The 17,179-nt window shown below is 68.4% G+C and carries 17 protein-coding genes; 13 read left to right on the plus strand and 4 right to left on the minus strand.

Translation table 11 applies throughout. From position 1 onward, the window contains the following. The first annotated feature begins 115 nt into the window (after positions 1-115). From rutB to TS85_RS06075, 5 genes are read left to right on the plus strand one after another with little or no spacing between them, the layout of a single operon-like run. On the plus strand, positions 116-844 hold the full coding sequence (rutB, locus tag TS85_RS06055) for a pyrimidine utilization protein B (RefSeq protein WP_044331040.1): 729 nt from the start codon (positions 116-118) through the stop codon (positions 842-844). A gap of 2 nt (positions 845-846) precedes the next feature. Then, a complete protein-coding gene (gene rutC / locus TS85_RS06060) occupies positions 847-1,230 on the plus strand; it encodes a pyrimidine utilization protein C (protein ID WP_044335968.1) in 384 nt (127 codons plus the stop codon). Continuing rightward, the gene (rutD, locus tag TS85_RS06065) at positions 1,230-2,012 is read left to right on the plus strand and encodes a pyrimidine utilization protein D (protein ID WP_044331041.1); all 783 of its coding nucleotides are present in this window, start codon (positions 1,230-1,232) and stop codon (positions 2,010-2,012) included. The genes rutC and rutD overlap by 1 nt, the downstream gene beginning before the upstream one ends. A 12-nt stretch (positions 2,013-2,024) precedes the next feature. Then, a complete protein-coding gene (gene rutA / locus TS85_RS06070) occupies positions 2,025-3,089 on the plus strand; it encodes a pyrimidine utilization protein A (protein ID WP_044331043.1) in 1,065 nt (354 codons plus the stop codon). Between the two features lie 56 nt (positions 3,090-3,145). Beyond that, positions 3,146-4,384 (plus strand): SGNH/GDSL hydrolase family protein, encoded by a 1,239-nt coding sequence (locus TS85_RS06075; protein ID WP_320407148.1) that lies wholly within the window; start codon positions 3,146-3,148, stop codon positions 4,382-4,384. Between the two features lie 63 nt (positions 4,385-4,447). Here TS85_RS06075 and TS85_RS06080 read toward each other — a convergent pair whose 3' ends face one another. Beyond that, complete coding sequence (locus TS85_RS06080; protein WP_044331045.1) at positions 4,448-5,518, minus strand: PA0069 family radical SAM protein; 1,071 nt, start codon at positions 5,516-5,518, stop codon at positions 4,448-4,450. Positions 5,519-5,570: 52 nt separating this feature from the next. Between TS85_RS06080 and TS85_RS06085 the strand changes: the two genes are divergently transcribed. Together TS85_RS06085 and TS85_RS06090 are read left to right on the plus strand one after the other, a co-directional pair. After that, a complete protein-coding gene (locus tag TS85_RS06085; protein ID WP_044335972.1) occupies positions 5,571-5,912 on the plus strand; it encodes a VOC family protein in 342 nt (113 codons plus the stop codon). 69 nt (positions 5,913-5,981) lie between these two features. Continuing rightward, entirely contained in the window at positions 5,982-6,500 is a 519-nt protein-coding gene (locus TS85_RS06090; protein ID WP_044331047.1) for a YbjN domain-containing protein, read from the plus strand. Positions 6,501-6,506: 6 nt separating this feature from the next. On the opposite strand, the gene moaB is transcribed toward TS85_RS06090, so the two are convergent. Genes moaB through TS85_RS06105 form a run of 3 tightly spaced genes read right to left on the minus strand, consistent with a single transcriptional unit; the run spans position 6,507 to position 9,548 of the window. Beyond that, positions 6,507-7,034 carry a molybdenum cofactor biosynthesis protein B gene (gene moaB / locus TS85_RS06095; protein WP_044331049.1) on the minus strand — a complete coding sequence of 176 codons (528 nt, stop codon included), beginning with the start codon at positions 7,032-7,034 and terminating at the stop codon, positions 6,507-6,509. Further along, complete coding sequence (locus TS85_RS06100; RefSeq protein ID WP_044331051.1) at positions 7,024-8,820, minus strand: lytic transglycosylase domain-containing protein; 1,797 nt, start codon at positions 8,818-8,820, stop codon at positions 7,024-7,026. The genes moaB and TS85_RS06100 overlap by 11 nt, the downstream gene beginning before the upstream one ends. A gap of 2 nt (positions 8,821-8,822) precedes the next feature. Further along, positions 8,823-9,548 carry a uracil-DNA glycosylase family protein gene (locus tag TS85_RS06105; protein WP_044331052.1) on the minus strand — a complete coding sequence of 242 codons (726 nt, stop codon included), beginning with the start codon at positions 9,546-9,548 and terminating at the stop codon, positions 8,823-8,825. Positions 9,549-9,676: 128 nt separating this feature from the next. On the opposite strand from TS85_RS06105, the gene TS85_RS06110 reads away from it, so the two are divergent. The 6 genes from TS85_RS06110 to ilvD all read left to right on the plus strand — a co-directional run bounded on the left by TS85_RS06110 (position 9,677) and on the right by ilvD (position 17,081). Next, the gene (locus TS85_RS06110) at positions 9,677-11,332 is read left to right on the plus strand and encodes an electron transfer flavoprotein-ubiquinone oxidoreductase (RefSeq protein WP_044331053.1); all 1,656 of its coding nucleotides are present in this window, start codon (positions 9,677-9,679) and stop codon (positions 11,330-11,332) included. 1 nt (position 11,333) lies between these two features. After that, the gene (locus TS85_RS06115) at positions 11,334-12,920 is read left to right on the plus strand and encodes a tetratricopeptide repeat protein (RefSeq protein ID WP_227698695.1); all 1,587 of its coding nucleotides are present in this window, start codon (positions 11,334-11,336) and stop codon (positions 12,918-12,920) included. Further along, positions 12,920-13,741, plus strand: coding sequence for a 4-(cytidine 5'-diphospho)-2-C-methyl-D-erythritol kinase (locus tag TS85_RS06120; RefSeq protein ID WP_044331054.1), 822 nt, complete (start codon positions 12,920-12,922; stop codon positions 13,739-13,741). The genes TS85_RS06115 and TS85_RS06120 overlap by 1 nt, the downstream gene beginning before the upstream one ends. A 156-nt stretch (positions 13,742-13,897) precedes the next feature. Beyond that, positions 13,898-14,623: an enoyl-CoA hydratase/isomerase family protein gene (locus TS85_RS06125; protein WP_044331055.1), complete on the plus strand. Its 726-nt coding sequence runs from the start codon at positions 13,898-13,900 to the stop codon at positions 14,621-14,623. Continuing rightward, positions 14,620-15,327, plus strand: coding sequence for an N-formylglutamate amidohydrolase (locus TS85_RS06130; protein ID WP_044331056.1), 708 nt, complete (start codon positions 14,620-14,622; stop codon positions 15,325-15,327). The genes TS85_RS06125 and TS85_RS06130 overlap by 4 nt, the downstream gene beginning before the upstream one ends. A 32-nt stretch (positions 15,328-15,359) precedes the next feature. Further along, a complete protein-coding gene (gene ilvD, locus TS85_RS06135; RefSeq protein WP_044335974.1) occupies positions 15,360-17,081 on the plus strand; it encodes a dihydroxy-acid dehydratase in 1,722 nt (573 codons plus the stop codon). Positions 17,082-17,179 lie beyond the last annotated feature (98 nt).

Raw genomic sequence — 17,179 nt, forward strand, 5'->3', positions numbered from 1 at the left:
TGTGCAACCACGTCCGCCCCCGTTCGCATTTTACAAGGCCTCAGGTAAACAAGCGCTTGCCTCTTGCGATGCGGTTCGTGCTGGTTCACCTTTCGCATCTGCGAAAGGAAGCGGCATGGAGCAATGCGTAGCGGTGGGAAGTGCGGCGGCAGGCGCCGCTGCCGTCACGCTGCCTGCGCGGCCCGAGCCGATCCGCGTCGTGCCGTCCGAAACCGCAGTCGTCGTGATCGACATGCAGAACGCCTATGCCTCGCCGGGGGGCTATGTCGATCTCGCCGGGTTCGACATAACCGGCGCCGCGGGGACGATATCGAAGATCGCGCAGGTGCTTGGCGTCGCGCGCGATGCGGGCATCCAGATCGTCTATCTCCAAAATGGCTGGGACCCCGATTATCGCGAGGCGGGCGGACCGGGATCGCCAAACTGGCACAAGTCCAACGCGCTCAAGACGATGCGCGCGCGTCCCGATCTGTCGGGCCAGCTGCTCGCGCGCGGCGGATGGGATTATGCGCTGGTCGACGGGCTCGCCCCGGTCGAGGGCGACATCGTCCTGGGCAAGACGCGCTATTCGGCCTTCTTCAATTCGCAGCTCGACAGCGTGCTGCGGTCGCGCGGGATCCGCATGATCGTGTTCGTCGGCATCGCCACCAATGTCTGCGTCGAATCGACGCTGCGCGACGGCTTTCACCTCGAATATTTCGGGGTAATGCTCGAGGATGCGACGCACCATCTCGGCCCGCCCGCGATGCAGGACGCCACCGTCTATAATGTCGAGAAATTCTTCGGCTGGGTGTCCACCACCGCCGATTTCTGCGGCAGCTTCGGCCAGATTCCAAAGGAGTGACGATGCCCTTCGAGCCGATCAACCCGCCCCAATTCCCCACCCCGATCGCGCCCTATTCGGCGGGGGCGAAGGCGGGCAACACCGTCTATGTCTCGGGCGTGCTCGCATTGGGGGAAGGGGGCGCGGTGCTCCATGTCGGCGATGCCGCGGCGCAGACCCGGCACGTCCTCGACGTGATCCGGATCACGCTGGAGGCGGCGGGGGCGACGCTCGCCGATGTCGCGATGAACCACATCTTCCTCAAGGACCTCGCCGATTACGCGGCGTTCAACGCGGTCTATGCCGAGTATTTCCCCGGCGCGAAGCCCGCCCGCTATTGCATCCGCGCCGATCTGGTGAAGCCCGATTGCCTGGTCGAGATCGCCTCTGTGGCGCATCTCGACTGATGCTGGCGGGGGGGCTCTATTGGGAGGAGCATGGGCCGCCCGGCGCGCCGGTGCTTCTGATGTCTGCGGGGCTCGGCGGATCGGCGGGTTATTGGGCGCCGAACCTCGCCGCGCTGGCCGCGCAGCACCGCGTCCTGCTCTACGATCATCGCGGCACCGGGCGATCCGAGCGCACGGTCGAGGGGATGCTGACCGTCGAGCGCATGGCCGACGACATGCGGATCGTGATGGCGGCAGCCGGTGCCGAGCGCGCGACGGTGATCGGCCATGCCGCGGGCGGGCTCGCCGGATTGGCGCTTGCGCTCGCTGCGCCCGAACGGGTGGAGCGGCTGGTGGTGATCAATGGCTGGGCGCGGCTCGATCCGCACACCGCGCGCTGCTTCGACACCCGGCTGGTGCTGCTGCGCAACGGCGCGCGCCCCTATCTCCACGCGCAGCCGCTGTTCCTGTATCCACCGCAATGGATTTCGGAAAATCACGACCGGCTCCAGGTCGAGGAAGAGGAACTGCTCGCGCATTTCCCCGATGCCGAGATGGTCCAGCGCCGCATCGCCGCGGTCCGCCATTTCAATATCCTGGCGCATATGGGCGAGATCCGCACTCCGACCTTGCTCATCGCCAGCGACGACGACATGCTCGTGCCCCCGTCCTGCTCCGAAGTGCTTGCGAAAGGCATCCCCGGCGCGCAGCTTGCCAGGCTGACCAGTGGGGGGCATGCGTGCAACGTCACCCGCGCCGACAATTTCAATCGCTGGCTGCTCGCCTGGCTGGACAACGCATAAGGGAATTCGCGCATGCAGGTCGGCGTCTTCGTCCCCATCAACAATAATGGCTGGCTGATCAGCGAGAACGCGCCGCAATATCTGCCCAGCTTCGATCTCAACAAGGAGATCGCGATTCGCGCCGAGAAATACGGGCTCGATTTCCTGCTCTCGATGATCAAGCTGCGCGGGTTCGGCGGGAAGACCGAATTCTGGGAATATGGGCTGGAAAGCTTCACGCTGATGGCGGGACTCGCCGCCGTGACCGAGCGGATCAAGATCTTCGCGACCTGCCCGACGCTGATCATCCCGCCCGCCTTCGCCGCGCGGATGTGCAACACGATCGATTCGATCAGCCATGGCCGGTTCGGGCTCAACCTCATCACCGGCTGGCAGCCGCCCGAATATACCCAGATGGGGCTATGGCCCGGCGACGAGCATTTTCGTAACCGATACAAGATGTTGGACGAATATGCGCATATCCTGCGCGAACTGTGGGAGACCGGGGTCAGCGACTTCAAGGGCGAGTATTACCAGATGGAGGATTGCCGCGTCCGCCCCCAGCCCGGCGGCGACATGAAGATCATCTGCGCGGGCTCGTCCGACGACGGCCTCGCCTTCTCGGCGAAATGGGCGGACTATGCATTCTGCCTCGGCAAGGGCGTGAACACCCCCACTGCCTTCGCCTTCAACAACCAACGGCTGGCGGCGGCGACCGCGAAGACCGGGCGCGACGTGTCGATCTTCGTCCTCGTGATGGTGATCGCCGCCGAGACCGACGAGGAGGCGATGGCCAAGTGGCGGTCGTACAACGCCGGCGTCGACATCGACGCGATCGCGTGGCTCGCCGAGCAGGGTGCGAAGGACACGGTCAACACCGACACCAATGTCCGCCAGCTCGCCGCGCCCGAAGGCGCAGTCAACATCAACATGGGCACGCTGGTCGGCAGCTATGAAAGCGTCGCGCGGATGCTCGACGCGATGGCCGAAGTGCCCAATACCGGCGGCGTTCTCCTCACCTTCGACGATTTCATCGAGGGGGTGGAGGCATTCGGCACCCGCATCCAGCCGCTGATGAAGAGCCGCCAGCCGGGCTGACTTGCCCGCGCGCCGATCGCGGCTATGATAGCGCTATCATAGAGACGGAGAGGGTGATGGCTGGATTGGCGCGCTGGGCGATGTTCGCCACCTTGTGGATGCTCGCGGCCACGGGCGTCGCGCTTCCCGCCTCGGCGCAGCAGACGCGCGAGCGCTGGGTCGCCGCCTGGGCGACGTCGCAACTCGTGCCGAACGAGGCGAACACTTTGCCCCCCGAAACCCTGACCGACGCGACGCTGCGCCAGGTCGTGCGCGTCCAGATTGCGGGCAAGCGGCTGCGCGTCCGTTTCTCCAATGCGTTCGGCACCGCGCCGCTGGCGATTGGCGCCGCGACGATCGCGCGGTCGGCGGACCTCGCCTCGCCCCGCATCGACCCCGCGACGCTGCGCGTGCTGCGCTTCGGCGGCAAGCCCTCCGCAATGATCCCCGCGGGCGCCGAGTATTGGAGCGACCCGGTCGATCTCGCCGTGCCCGCCGGCGCCGACCTGACGCTCTCGATCCATTTCCCCCAGGCCCCCGCGCAGCAGACCAGCCACCCGGGCTCTCGCGCCACGTCCTACACGGTGCATGGCGACCAGACCGCCGCCACCGACCTGCCCAACGCCGCAAAGGTCGATCGCTGGTACCAGATTGGGGGGATCGAGACGGTCGACGCCCGCGCCGCCGCTGTGGTGGTGCTGGGCGATTCGATCACCGACGGCTATGGCGTCCAGCCCAACACCAACGCCCGCTGGACCGACGCGCTGCAAACCCGGCTGCGCGCGGCGGGGATGAAGCTGGCGGTGCTCAATGCCGGGATCGGCGGCGGGCGGCTGCTCAACGACGGGCTGGGGCCCAACGCGCTCGCCCGCTTCGACCGCGACGTGCTGAGCCCGCCGGGGGTGACGCACCTGATCGTGCTGGAGGGCGTCAACGACCTGGGCGTCCTGACGCGCGAGGCGCCCGCCAGCCCCCAGGCACACGCCGCGCTGGTCGAGGGGATGATCGGCGCGTACCGCCAGATGGTGGCCCGCGCCCGCGCGCACGGGATCAAGGCGATCGGCGCGACGATCCTGCCCTATGGCCGCTCGGACTATTACCACCCCGATGCGCAGAACGAGGCCGATCGCGCCGCGGTGAACGCGTGGATCCGCGCGCCGGGCAATTTCGACGCGGTGATCGATCTGGACGCAGCGATGCGCGATCCGGCGCGACCGACGTTCCTCCGCGCGGAGTTCGACAATGACGGGCTGCACCCGTCGATCGCGGGCTATGCCGCGATGGCGGCCGCGGTTCCGCTGGCGATGTTGCGGTAGGGGCGGGGCGCCTCTCTCACGCGTCGCCCCGGGCTTGACCCGGGGTCCCGCTGGCGCAGCGGTTCAAAACAGCTCCCCCTGCGCCCCCGCGGGCCTGCGGAACAGGTCGGTCCGCAGCCTTATCCGCTCCCCGTCCAGCCCATAGCGCCGGCACGCGATCTGAAACCGCGTCCGCAGCAGCTCCGCCCACGGCCCTTGCCCGCGCATCCGGCTGAAGAACTCCGGATCATTGTCCTTGCCGCCGCGCAGCGACTGGACGATCGCCATCACCTTGCTCGCGCGATCGGGGAAATGCGTGTCGAGCCAGGCGCGGAACAGCGGGGCGACTTCGTGGGGCAGCCGCACCGGCAGGAAAAACGCCGCCCGCGCCCCCGCCGCCGCCGCGCGCTCGAGGATATGCTCCATCTCGTGATCGGTGATCGCGGGGATCACCGGGGAGAGCGACACGAACACCGGGACCCCCGCATCGGCCAGCGTGCGGATCGCCGCCAGCCGCTTCTCCGGATGCGCCGCGCGCGGTTCCAGCGTCATCGCGATCCTGGGGTCCAGCGTCGTGACCGACAGCATCACCGCCGCCAGCCCCTTCGCCGCCATCGGCGCGATCAGGTCGAGGTCGCGCGTCACCCGATCGGACTTGGTGGTGATCGTGATCGGATGGTTGCACTCGGCCAGTATCTCGATGCACCCCCGCGTGATCCGCCATTCGCGCTCGATCGGCTGGTACGGATCGGTATTGGTCCCGAACGCGATCGGGCGGCACGCATAGCCGGGCTTGGCCAGTTCGGCGCGGAGCAGCGCGGGCGCATCGGGCTTGGCGAACAGCCGCGTCTCGAAATCCAGCCCCGGCGAAAGGTCGAGATAGGCGTGGCTCGGCCGCGCAAAGCAATAGATGCAGCCATGCTCGCACCCGCGATACGGGTTGATCGAGCGATCGAATGCGATGTCGGGCGACTGGTTGCGCGTGATGATCGTGCGCGGCGTCTCGACCGTCACGGTGGTGCGCAGCGGGGCAGGGGCGCCGTCCACCGTTTCGCGCTCGTCGAGCCAGTCGCCATCGGCCTCGCGCGCGGGCAGGTTGAATCGCGCGCTTGCCCGGTTCAGCGTCGCGCCGCGGGTGGGGCGGGTTTTTGCCATTGCCAGGCTCTATCCCTGGCGATAGAACATAGCAAGAACAATGGAGGGTTTTATGGCACGGATCAGTTATGTCGAATTGCCGGCGGCGAATGTTGTCGCGACGCGGGACTTTTATGCGGCGGCGTTCGGGTTCGCCTTCACCGATTATGGTCCCGATTATGCGTCGATGACCACCGGCGACGTCGACATCGGCATCAACGGGACCGAGGACCAGGCGATCGCGCTGCCTTTGCCGATCGTCGAGGTCGCCGATCTGGAGGGCGCGCTGGAAAAGGTCGTCGCGGCAGGGGGCACGCTGACCGTGCCGATTTTCGCCTTTCCCGGCGGGCGGCGTTTCCACTTCCGCGATCCCGGCGGCAATCAGCTCGGGGTATTCGTGAACGAGCCCGAATAGCGCCCGAACAGGAGATGTTGCGGTCGGGAGCGGCTCGGCTAGGATGGTGGCAAGTCTTTGGGAGAGTTCATGCGCCTGACCCTGCTCGCCGCCATCGCCTTTGCGTTCCCGTTCTTCGCCGATGCGCCGGCAGCAGCCCAGGATCGCGAGCCCTGTCCCGCCGACCTGATCTGCGCCAGCGCCCCCGCCACGGTGATGGCGGCGCTCGAGAAAGCGGGGCTCAAGCCCGAATTGTCGACCGACAAGACCGGCGACCCGCTGATCGCCAGCGAAGAGGCGGCCTATCGCTTCGAAGTCAGCTTCTATGGCTGCGAGAAGAACGAGGATTGCGATTCGCTGCGGTTCGAAGTGCAGTTCCAGAAGGAGGATAACGGCACGATCGCGCTCGCGAACAAATGGAACGCCAATCATCGCTTCATCCAGGCGTCGGTGAAGGACGATGGCCGCTTCGTCATGGCCTATGACCTCGGCACGATCGGCGGCATCAACGCCCGCAATTTCCAGGACTCGGTCGATTGGTGGACGTCGATGCTGGCCGAGGCGGGCAAGTTCTTCGAGGCTGAAGTCGGCGCGAAACCGGCGGCTTAGCGGCGGCTACCGCTCCAGCAGTCGCGGCATCAACTCGACGAAGTTGCACGGCTTGTGGCGAATATCCAATTGCGTCGCGAGGATGCCGTCCCAGGCGTCGGTCACTGCCCCGGTCGACCCCGGCAGCGCGAAGATATAGGTTCCCCGCGCCACCCCCGCGGTCGCGCGCGACTGGATCGTCGAGGTGCCGATCGTCTGGTAGCTCAGCCAGCGGAACAGCTCGCCGAAGCCCGGTATTTCCTTGTCCCACACCCGCGCCAGCGCCTCGGGCGTGACGTCGCGTCCGGTCACCCCGGTGCCGCCGGTGGTCAGGATGCAGTCGACCTGGGGATCATCGATCCAGCCGTTCAGCGCCGCGACGATCGCCTCCGGATCGTCGCGCACGATCGCCCGCGCCGCGAGTTCGTGCCCCGCGCCGGTCAGCCGTTCGACCAGCCGGTCGCCCGATCGATCCTCCGCCAGCGTCCGCGTGTCCGAAACCGTAAGCACCGCGATCCGCACCGCGCGGAACGCGATGGTCGTATCAATGGCCACCGCCGGGCGACCCCGCGACTTGCGCCTGTGACAGCGCACGCCCGCCCATCCGCACCGACTTCGCGCCGGGCAGCCCCGGGAATTTGGGCCACATCCCCTGCGCCAGCGCCTCGCGGCTGTCGGACTTGCGACCGTCCTGGCCCTCATACATCCAGTAATTGCGCAGCACGGTCATCACATAGCCGCGCGTCTCCCAATAGGGGATGCTCTCGATATAGAGCAGCGGGTCGCCATTATCCTTGCTCAGCGCGTTCCACGCCTGCACCGGCGTCGGCCCGGCGTTGTACGCCGCAATCACCTTGGGCAGCAGCCCGCCGGTAAAGGGCTGGTCGCGCAATTGCTCGAGATAGGACTGACCGATCTCCATATTGACGGAGGGCTTGGTCAGGTCGGACGCGGCATAGGTCACGCCGCGGCGGCGGCCCACGTCGATCGCGGCGCCGCTCTTGACCTGCATCAGCCCCATCGCCCCTGCCGCGCTGCGGATTTCGGCGTTGAAGCGCGATTCCTGGAGCGTGTGCGCGAACACCAGCGCCTTGTCGACGCGCCATCCGCCCGCGGGGGTCCAGTTGGGCGAGGGGTAGCGCGCCTGCATCAGCGGGTGCGCGCCCGCCGGGCCATTGTGCGACAGCCACAGCTGCGTCGAGGCGAGATTGAACCGCCCCGCCAGCCGCGACAGCGCGCCATGCTCGCCGGGGTTGCAGAATTTGGCCTGGTGGCGGAGGACTTCGTCGGCAAGGCCCGTCTCGCCGATCTCGATCAGCGCTGCGGCGACGCGGACATTGGGGCGGCGTTCCAGCGCGGCCCAGTCGCCCGCGACGAAGCGCTCGCCCTTGCCGGGCTTGTCCTCGATCGCGAGCGCGGCGCGCGCGAGCAGCCCGTAAAAGGTCTCGTTATATTGCGACGCCGCCTTCAGCTTGGCCGCGATCCGGTCGGGGCGGCCGCATGCCATGTCGGCGCGCGATCCCCAATATAGCCCGGCGGAGCGGAGTTCGGTATCGGTGGCGCGTGTCGCGACGCGCTCGAATGCCGCGCCCGCTTCCCGGCAATCCTGCTGGCGCCATGCCGCGAGCCCCGCGACCCAATCGGCCTGCGGTGCCCAATCGCCCATTCCGGACTGCGCGCGGGCTGCCATCCGCCGCGCATTGGCGTCGTCGCCGGCCACGTAGTAAATCCACGCGACCTTTTGCTGCCACTCGGTCAGCGCCTCGGGCGTCAGGTCTGCGGAGAATTTGTCGACCACCGCCTCGGCCTGGACGCCGTCATCGGCCTTGACGAAGGGCTGGATCGCCAGCGCGATCTCGGTCGCGGCGGTATCGCTCTTGATCGATCGTGCGCGCTGGCGGACGGGGGCGCCGTCGAACCACATCAGCCGCTGCGCCTGGGGCAGCGCGGGCAGGTCCATCGCGCCGCGCGCCTTGGCCATGCGGGCAAGCTGTTCCGCCATCGGCAGTTCGGGCGCCTCGGCCAGCAGCGCGAGGATCGGCGCCAGCTCGACCTTGGGCGATCCCTTGGCCGTGTACAGCTCGGCGCGGGCAATCGCGTGGAGCGGTCCCGGCTTCATCGAATCGAGCTGGAGCTGGGCATCGGTCCATTTGCCCGCGCGGATCGCGGCAAAGACCGTGCGATATCCGGTACGCTGGTCGGCATCGAGCTGGTCGGGGATGCCGTCGCCGTCGCGCACCGGCGCGGGTGGGGCGAGGACCGTGTTGCCCGCCGCGTCGCGATCATCGGCATGCGCCGCCACCGGCATCGCGATCATCGTCGCGGCAATCAGAAATCGCATGGTCACGTGCTCGGTCCCCGATGCAATAGCTGCAGATGTTTCCAGACTTCGGCCTTGATGGCGGGTCGCTCCAGCATGAAACGGGGGTGATAGGTCGCCACCGTTGCGGTGTTTCCGCCAAATTCCTTAATGTCGTGTATACGGTTAGCGGCACCTGAACCAGCCGTTTCGCTCAGCACCCCCGCCGCGGACTGGCCGAGCAGCAGCAGCTTGCGCGGTGCCAGTAAACTCAGGTGATGCCGCAGGAGTTCGCCCAGCCGCGCCGCCTCGTCAGGCGGGATGCGCGCGGCGACGGGGCGCGCCGTCGCGATCGCGGCGAGATACACCGACTCGCGCGACAGACCGAGCGCGGCGAGCATCCGATCGAGCAGCCGCCCCTCGGGGCCTGTCATCAGCCGGTCGCTATCCTCGCTTTCGGGAATATCGGTGATCACCACCCATTCGGCGTCGATGGGTCCCGACGGGCCGACCCGCGGCGCCATCCACGCGGTCTCGGGCGCGGCGTCGCTCAGCCGCCACGCGACGAAGGCCTCCAGCGTATCGGGCAGCACTTCGGGTGCCGGTGCCGCTACGGCAGCCGGTGCCGTCTCGGACCCGATCCGGGGCGCGACGACGGCCAGCCAGTCGCGCGGATCGTCGTCGACCAGCGTGTCGACGCCGGCGTCGCGCCACCATTCCAGTGCGCTCGCGATGCTGTTCTGCCAGTCCTGAACCGGTTGCGCCCCCATGCGTTCGCTTTGAATCCCTGTTGACGGCGCGGTCAATCTACCTTCATCGGCGGGGGGACAGGACGTGGCGGATGCGCGACGACGAGCGCGGCGCGGCGTCCCGAATGGAGAAACGGCAGGGGATTGCTATGAGCGAGCGCGAGTCGATGCCTTATGACGTCGTCATCGTCGGCGCCGGGCCGGCGGGACTATCGGCGGCGATCCGTCTGAAACAGCTGGCGAACGATGCCGGTGCCGAGCTGTCGGTCTGCATCCTCGAAAAGGGGTCGGAGGTCGGGGCGCATATCCTGTCGGGCGCCGTCGTCGATCCGCGCGCGCTCGACGAATTGCTGCCCGACTGGCGCGACGGCGATTGCCCGCTGGCGCGCACCCCGGTGACTGAGAACCATCATTGGGTGCTGACCGAAAAGGGCAAGTCGTCCTTCCCCGAATTCATCACGCCGCCCTTCCTGCACAACAAGGGCACCTATACCGGCAGCCTGGGCAATCTGTGCCGCTGGCTGGCGGGCAAGGCCGAGGAACTGGGCGTCGAGATCTTCCCCGGCTTCGCGGCGGCGGAGATCCTGTACAACGAGGATGGCTCGGTAAAGGGCGTCGCCACCGGCGACATGGGCGTCGCGCGCGACGGCAGCCACAAGCCCGATTACGCCCCCGGCCTCGAACTACACGCCAAATACACGTTCTTCGGCGAGGGCGTGCGCGGGCATTTGTCGAAACAGCTCCAGCGCCAGTTCGATCTGTGCCGCGATGCCGATCCGCAGGTCTATGGGCTGGGGGTCAAGGAATTGTGGGACATCGATCCGGCGAAGCATGTGCCGGGCAGGGTGATCCACACCCAGGGCTGGCCGCTCAAGGATGGCGAGGCCAATGGCGGCGGGTTCCTCTATCACCAGGCCGATGGCCAGGTCGCGCTCGGCTTCGTGACATGGCTCAACTACAAGAACCCCTATCTCTCGCCCTTCCAGGAAATGCAGCGCTGGAAGACGCACCCCGCGATCGCCGAGATATTGGAGGGCGCCAAGCGCGTCTCCTACGGCGCGCGCGCGATCAGCGACGGCGGGTGGCAGTCGGTGCCCAAGCTGGTGATGCCCGGCGCGGCGCTGCTAGGCGATACCGCGGGCTTCCTCAACGTGCCGCGGATCAAGGGCACGCATACCGCGATGAAATCGGGGATGATGGCCGCCGAGGCCGCGTTCGCGGCGGTACAGGCGGGGCGCGGCGGCGACGAGCTGACGGCCTATCCGGAGGCCTATGAGGCGAGCTGGGTGTATAAGGAGCTGCGCGGCGTCCGCAACGTCGTGCCCTTGGTCAAGAAGTTCGGCGATACCTGGGGCACCGTGTTTTCGGGCATCGCGATGTGGATGGAGCTGATCGGGCTGCGCTGGCCCTTCACGATGAAGCACCATCCCGATCACGAAAGCCTGTGGCACGCCAGCGCCGCGCAGAAGATCGACTATCCCAAGCCCGACGGCGTGCTCACCTTCGACCGGCTCTCCTCGGTGTTCGTGTCGAACACCAATCATGAGGAGGACCAGCCGGTCCATCTGACGCTCAAGGACCCCGACATCCCGATCGGCTATAACCTGCCGGTCTATGCCGAGCCTGCGCAGCGTTACTGCCCCGCCGGGGTGTATGAGGTGGTGGGCGAGGGCGAGGATCTGCGCTTCCAGATCAACGCCCAGAATTGCGTCCACTGCAAGACCTGCGACATCAAGGACCCGACCCAGAACATCAACTGGGTGGTTCCGGAAGGCGGGGGCGGTCCCAATTATCCGAACATGTAGCTTGCTCGCGGCGATCGCGCTGGCGCTGCCCGTCGCGGCGCAGGAGCGCCCGCCGGTTGCGGGCGATCCTGCCGCCTATGTCCGCGCCCGCGCCGCCGATGCCGATGGCGCGCCGGAACGGGCCGGGATCGGCTATGCCCGCGCGCTCGCGGCGGCGCCTGACGACGCGAAGATCGCGCAGCGCGCCTATCGCCAGGCGCTCGCGGTCGGCGACTATAGCCTCGCCAGCCGCGCTGCGGCGATATTGGTCAAGGCGGGGGTCGCGCCCCCCGATACCGATCTGCTCGCGCTCGCGATGGCGCTTCGTCAGGGCGACGCCGCCTCGGCGCAGATCGCGGTCAACCGCCTCGGACGCGGCCCGCTCGATTTCCTCGCGCCTGCGCTCGGCGCATGGCTGGCGCACGATCGGGGGGCGAGCGGCGTCGCCTATCTGGACGCGCAGTCCGGCAATGCGCTCGCGCGGCGCTATAATGCCCGCCACCGCGCGCTGCTGCTGATCGCGGAGCGCCGCCTGGGCGAGGCGATGACCGATCTCGCGCTGTTGCTTGGGACCGGCGATGCCGAGCCCGATCTGCGGATCGACGCCGCGCTGCTTTTCGACCGCGTCGGTGAGGGCCGCGCGGCAAAGCGGCTGCTCGCGCAGGCGGGCACCGACCCGCGCGTCCTCGCGAAACGCCGGGGCAAGGTCGATGCGGCATTCGGCACGGCGCGGCTGTTCCTCGGCCTCGCCGCCGATCTTTCGACCGATGAGATGGGGCCGCTGGTGGTGCTGCTTACCCGCGCGGCGCTGCTGCTCGATCCGGGCGACGATCGCGCGCGGCTGTATCTGGCGGAGGCGCTGTCGGTCGAGGGCGCGACTCAGCCCGCGCTCGACGTGCTCGATGCCGTGGGCACGCGCGGCGGGTTCGCGCATGGCGCCGGCGTCGGGCGCGTCCAGGTGCTGCGCCGCGCGGGGCGCGATGCCGACGCGCTGGCGCTGGCGGCGAGGCTTTCGGACGAACGCACCGCGAGCAGCAGCGACGCCGAAACCTATGGCGACCTGCTCGCCGAGGAGTCGCGGTTCGCCGACGCCGCCAATGCCTATCGCACCGCGCTCGACCGCGACGGCGCTCCGGGCGAGTGGCGGCTATATTATCTGCTCGGCACTGCGCTCGATCGCGCCGGTCGTTGGGACGAAGCGCTGCCCGCGCTCCGACAGGCCACGGCGCTCGCCCCCGACGAGGCCGAGCCGCTCCACTATCTCGGCGACGCGCAGGTCCGTCGCGGCGAGAATGTCGCGGGCGCGCAGGCGCTGCTCGAACGCGCCGCCACCCTGAAGCCCGAGGATCCGGCAATCGCCGATTCGCTCGGCTGGTCCTATGTCCAGCGCGGCGACCTCGCGCGCGGGCTCCCGCTGATCGAAAAGGCCGCGCGGGGCGATCCCGCGGGAAGCCGCGTCAACGAGCATCTCGGCGATGCCTATTGGCGGCTCGGGCGGCGCTATGAGGCGCGCTATGCGTGGCGCGCGGCGGCGCTGTTCGCCGAGGCCGACGACGCCAGCCGGATCGCCGCCAAGCTGACCGATGGCCTCGCGCCGCAGTCCAACTGATGCCCACCGAAATTGCCCATGCCAAGCTCAACCTGGCGCTCCACGTCCGCGCGCGCCGCGCCGATGGCTATCACGAGCTGGAGACGCTGTTCGCCTTTGTCGAGGCGGGCGACGTCGTCACCGTCGATCCTGCCGCGACCGCCAGCTTCACGATCCACGGGCCGTTCGCCGCGCTGCTCGGGGGCGAGGGCGACAACCTCGTCACCCGCGCCGCCGCCGCCTTTGCCGCGCAGTTCGGCGGCGGCGCGCATGCGATCACGCTGGAGAAGAACCTGCCGGTCGCATCGGGCATCGGCGGGGGATCGGCGGATGCGGCGGCGACGTTGCGCGCGTTGGCGGGGCTCCACAATGTCGCGCTGGACGATCCGGCGCTGTTCGCAATCGCCGACGCGCTGGGATCGGACGTCCCCGCCTGCCTGCTCGGCATCACCGCGCTGGGGCGGGGCAGGGGGGAGCAGCTTGCGGCGATTCCCGGCCTGCCCGGCATGGCGGCGGTGCTGGTCAATCCCGGAGTAGGGGTCTCCACCGCGCAGGTGTTTCGCGGCTGGGACGGCGTCGATCGCGGCCCGATCGGCACCGGCGCGCTGCTCGACATCGCCCGCGCGGGCCGCAACGACCTCGAGCCCCCCGCACGCGCCGTCGCGCCGGTAATAGCGGAGGTCGTCGCGGCGCTCGCGGCACAGCCCGGCGTGGCGCTGGCGCGCATGTCGGGCTCGGGCGCGACCTGCTTCGCGCTGTTCGAGGACGATGCGGCGGCGCAGGCCGCGGCGGCGGCGCTCTCGCGGCCCGGCTGGTGGAGCATCGCGACGCGGCTGATCTGAGCTTAACCAGCTTTCGCAACGCTTCGTTGGCGCTCTCACACTACATCGAACGACAGCGGATCAGACGTCGGCCGCGAATCGTCCGCCGGTGGCCCGGGCTTCGGCCCGCGCCATCTGGCCGGTGACAGCGGCGCCCGGCTGGGGCAGAGCAGCGTCATGATCACAGTCACGCGCGAAGGCCCCATCGCCACCATCGCCCTGGCGCGCCCCGACGCCAGAAACGCCCTGCCCATCGCCGCCTGGGACGCGCTTGCCGATGCCGCCCGGCAGGCGGAGGGCGCCCGCGTCGTCATCCTGCGCTCGGACGTCCCCGGCATCTTCTCCGCAGGCGCCGATGTCCGCGAGTTCGAGCAACTCCGCACCGATCCCGCACTCCGCCCGCGCTTCCGCCTCGCGATGCGCGGCGCGATCGATGCCCTCGCCGCACTGCCGATGCCGGTGATCGCCGCAGTCGATGGTGGCTGTTTCGGCGCCGCCGTCGCGCTGGTGCTCGCCGCCGATATCCGCATCGCGGGCGACCGCGCAGTCTTCGCGACCACCCCCGCGCGGCTCGGGCTCGGCTATCCGCAGGAGGATGTCGCGCGGCTCGCGGCGCAGGTCGGCACCGGCATCGCCTCGCTGATGCTCTTCACCGGCGATCATCTCGTCCCGGACGAAGCCAAGCGCGTCGGGCTGGTCGAGCTCCGCGCCAAGGACGCCGGCAAGACCGCGCAGGGCCTCGCCGCCAACATCGCCGAGAATGCGCCGGGCGCCGTCGCGCTGCTCAAGGCGACGCTCAACGGGCAGGGCAGCGACGCGGCGTTCGACGACGCGTTCGGCGGCGCCGAGTTCGCCGAAGGCCTCGCCGCCTTCGCCGCGCGCCGCAAGGCAGTCTATCGATGAGCGCCGAGTGGATCGAGGGCAGCGCCCGCGACCTGTTGCTGCTGTGCGACCATGCCTCGAACGCCGTGCCCGCCGATATCGATCTCGGCATCGCCCCGGCGCTGCTCGACCTGCACATCGGAGTCGATATCGGCGCGGCCCCCGTCACCCGCAGCCTCGCCGCCGCGCTAGACGCCCCCGCGATCCTCGCCACCGTGTCGCGGCTGGTGATCGATCTCCACCGCGAGCCCGATCATCCCGGCCTCATCCCGCGCCATAGCGACGGCCACGCCATCCCCGGCAACGAGACCGCCGATCGCGCCGCGCGCATCGCCCGCTTCCACGCGCCCTATCACCGCCTGCTCCGCCACCAGATCCGCGCCCGGCGCCCGCGGCTGATCCTGTCGATCCACAGCTTCACCCCGCGGCTGGAACAGGGCGGGGAGGACCGCCCCTGGGAAGTCGGCGTCCTCTACAACCGCGACACCCGCGCCGCACGCCCGGCGGTCGCCTTTCTGCGCGACTCGGGGTTGGTCACCGGCGACAACGCGCCCTATTCGGGGCGCCTGCTCAACGCGACGCTCAATCGCCATGCCGAGGCGAACGGCATCCCCTCGGTCGCGATCGAAATCCGCAACGATCTGATCCGCGAGCCCGCGGGCGTCGCGCGCTGGACCCGGATCCTCGCCGACCTCGCAAAAAATCTGCGCAATAGTCTTGCGTAAATCGTCCGATTTGCGCAATGGCCTGTCGCATCATGACCAACCGCTTCGATAAGGCGCGGCTCCCCAGCCGCCATGTCTCCGTCGGCCCCGAACGGGCTCCGCACCGCAGCTATTATTATGCGATGGGCATATCCGAAGAGGATATCGCCAAGCCCTTCGTCGCCGTCGCCAGCGCCGGCAATGACAGCGCGCCGTGCAACACCACGCTGGATTTCCAGGCCGACGCCGCGCGCGAGGGCGTGATCGCCAACGGCGGCATGCCCCGCCGCTTCAACACGATCACCGTCACCGACGGCATCGCGATGGGGCATCAGGGGATGAAATCCTCGCTCGTCAGCCGCGAAGTCATCGCCGATTCGGTCGAACTGTCGGTGCGCGGCCATTGCTACGACGCGCTGGTCGGCTTTGCCGGGTGCGACAAGTCGCTTCCGGGCATGATGATGGCGATGCTGCGGCTCAACGTGCCGTCGATCTTCGTCTATGGCGGCTCGATCCTGCCGGGCCGCTACCATGACCGCGACGTCACCGTCGTCGACGTGTTCGAAGCGGTCGGCAAATACGCCGCCGGCAATTGCCCGCTCCACGACCTGACCGCGCTCGAAAAGGTCGCGTGTCCCGGCCACGGCGCCTGCGGTGGCCAGTTCACCGCGAACACCATGGCGTGCGTCGGCGAGGCGATCGGGCTGTCGCTGCCTAATTCGAACATGGTCCCCGCGCCCTACCAGTCGCGCGAGCAGATCGCAGTCGCGGCGGGGCATCAGGTGATGGAATTGCTTGCGCGCAACATCCGCCCGCGCGACATCTGCACGCGCGAGGCGTTCATCAACGCGGCGCGCGTCGTTGCCGCGACCGGCGGCTCGACCAACGCCGCGCTGCATCTGCCCGCGATGGCGAGCGAAGCGGGGATCGAATTCGACCTGCACGACGTGGCGGACGCTTTCAAATCAACGCCGTACATCGCGGACCTGAAACCCGGCGGCAGGTACGTCGCCAAGGACATGCACGAAGCCGGCGGTGTCTATATGCTGATGAAGACGATGCTCGCGGGCGGCTTCCTCGACGGCAATTGCCTGACCGTGACCGGCAGGACGCTGGGCGAGAATATCGACCAGGTGACGTGGAACCCCGACCAGAAGGTCATCTACGACGTCCAGACTCCGCTGTCGCCCACCGGCGGCGTCGTCGGCCTGCGCGGCACCCTCGCTCCCGAAGGCGCGATCGTGAAGGTCGCGGGGATGCACCGGCTCCAGTTCACCGGCCCCGCCCGCGTGTTCGATTGCGAGGAGGAATGTTTCGAGGCGGTCGAGCATCGCCAGATCAACGAAGGCGAAGTCATCGTCATCCGCTATGAAGGCCCCAAGGGCGGTCCGGGCATGCGCGAGATGCTGTCGACCACCGCCGCGCTTTATGGCCTCGGCATGGGCGAGAAAGTTGCGCTGATCACCGATGGCCGCTTCTCGGGCGCGACGCGCGGCTTCTGCATCGGCCATGTCGGCCCCGAGGCGGCAGAGGGTGGCCCGATCGCGCTGGTCGAGGATGGCGACAGCATCACGATCGACGCCGAAGCGGGCACGATCGACCTGCACGTCTCCGAGGACGTGCTCGCCGAACGCCGCGCGAAATGGCAGCCGCGCGTGAACGACTACCAGAGCGGCGCGCTGTGGCGCTATTCGCGCACCGTCGGCCCGGCCTATAAGGGCGCGGTAACGCACCCTGGAGCCAGCGCCGAACGCCATGTCTACGCGGATATCTGACCGATTTCCTCCCCTCGCTGCATGCAGCGAGGGGAGTGCATATGGCAGCGGGCAACCCCAACCATCGTCATCCCAGCGAAGGCTGGGATCCATTCATC

Origin of the sequence: Sphingomonas hengshuiensis (genome assembly GCF_000935025.1) — a bacterium.
Taxonomy (GTDB): Bacteria; Pseudomonadota; Alphaproteobacteria; order Sphingomonadales; family Sphingomonadaceae; genus Sphingomonas; species Sphingomonas hengshuiensis.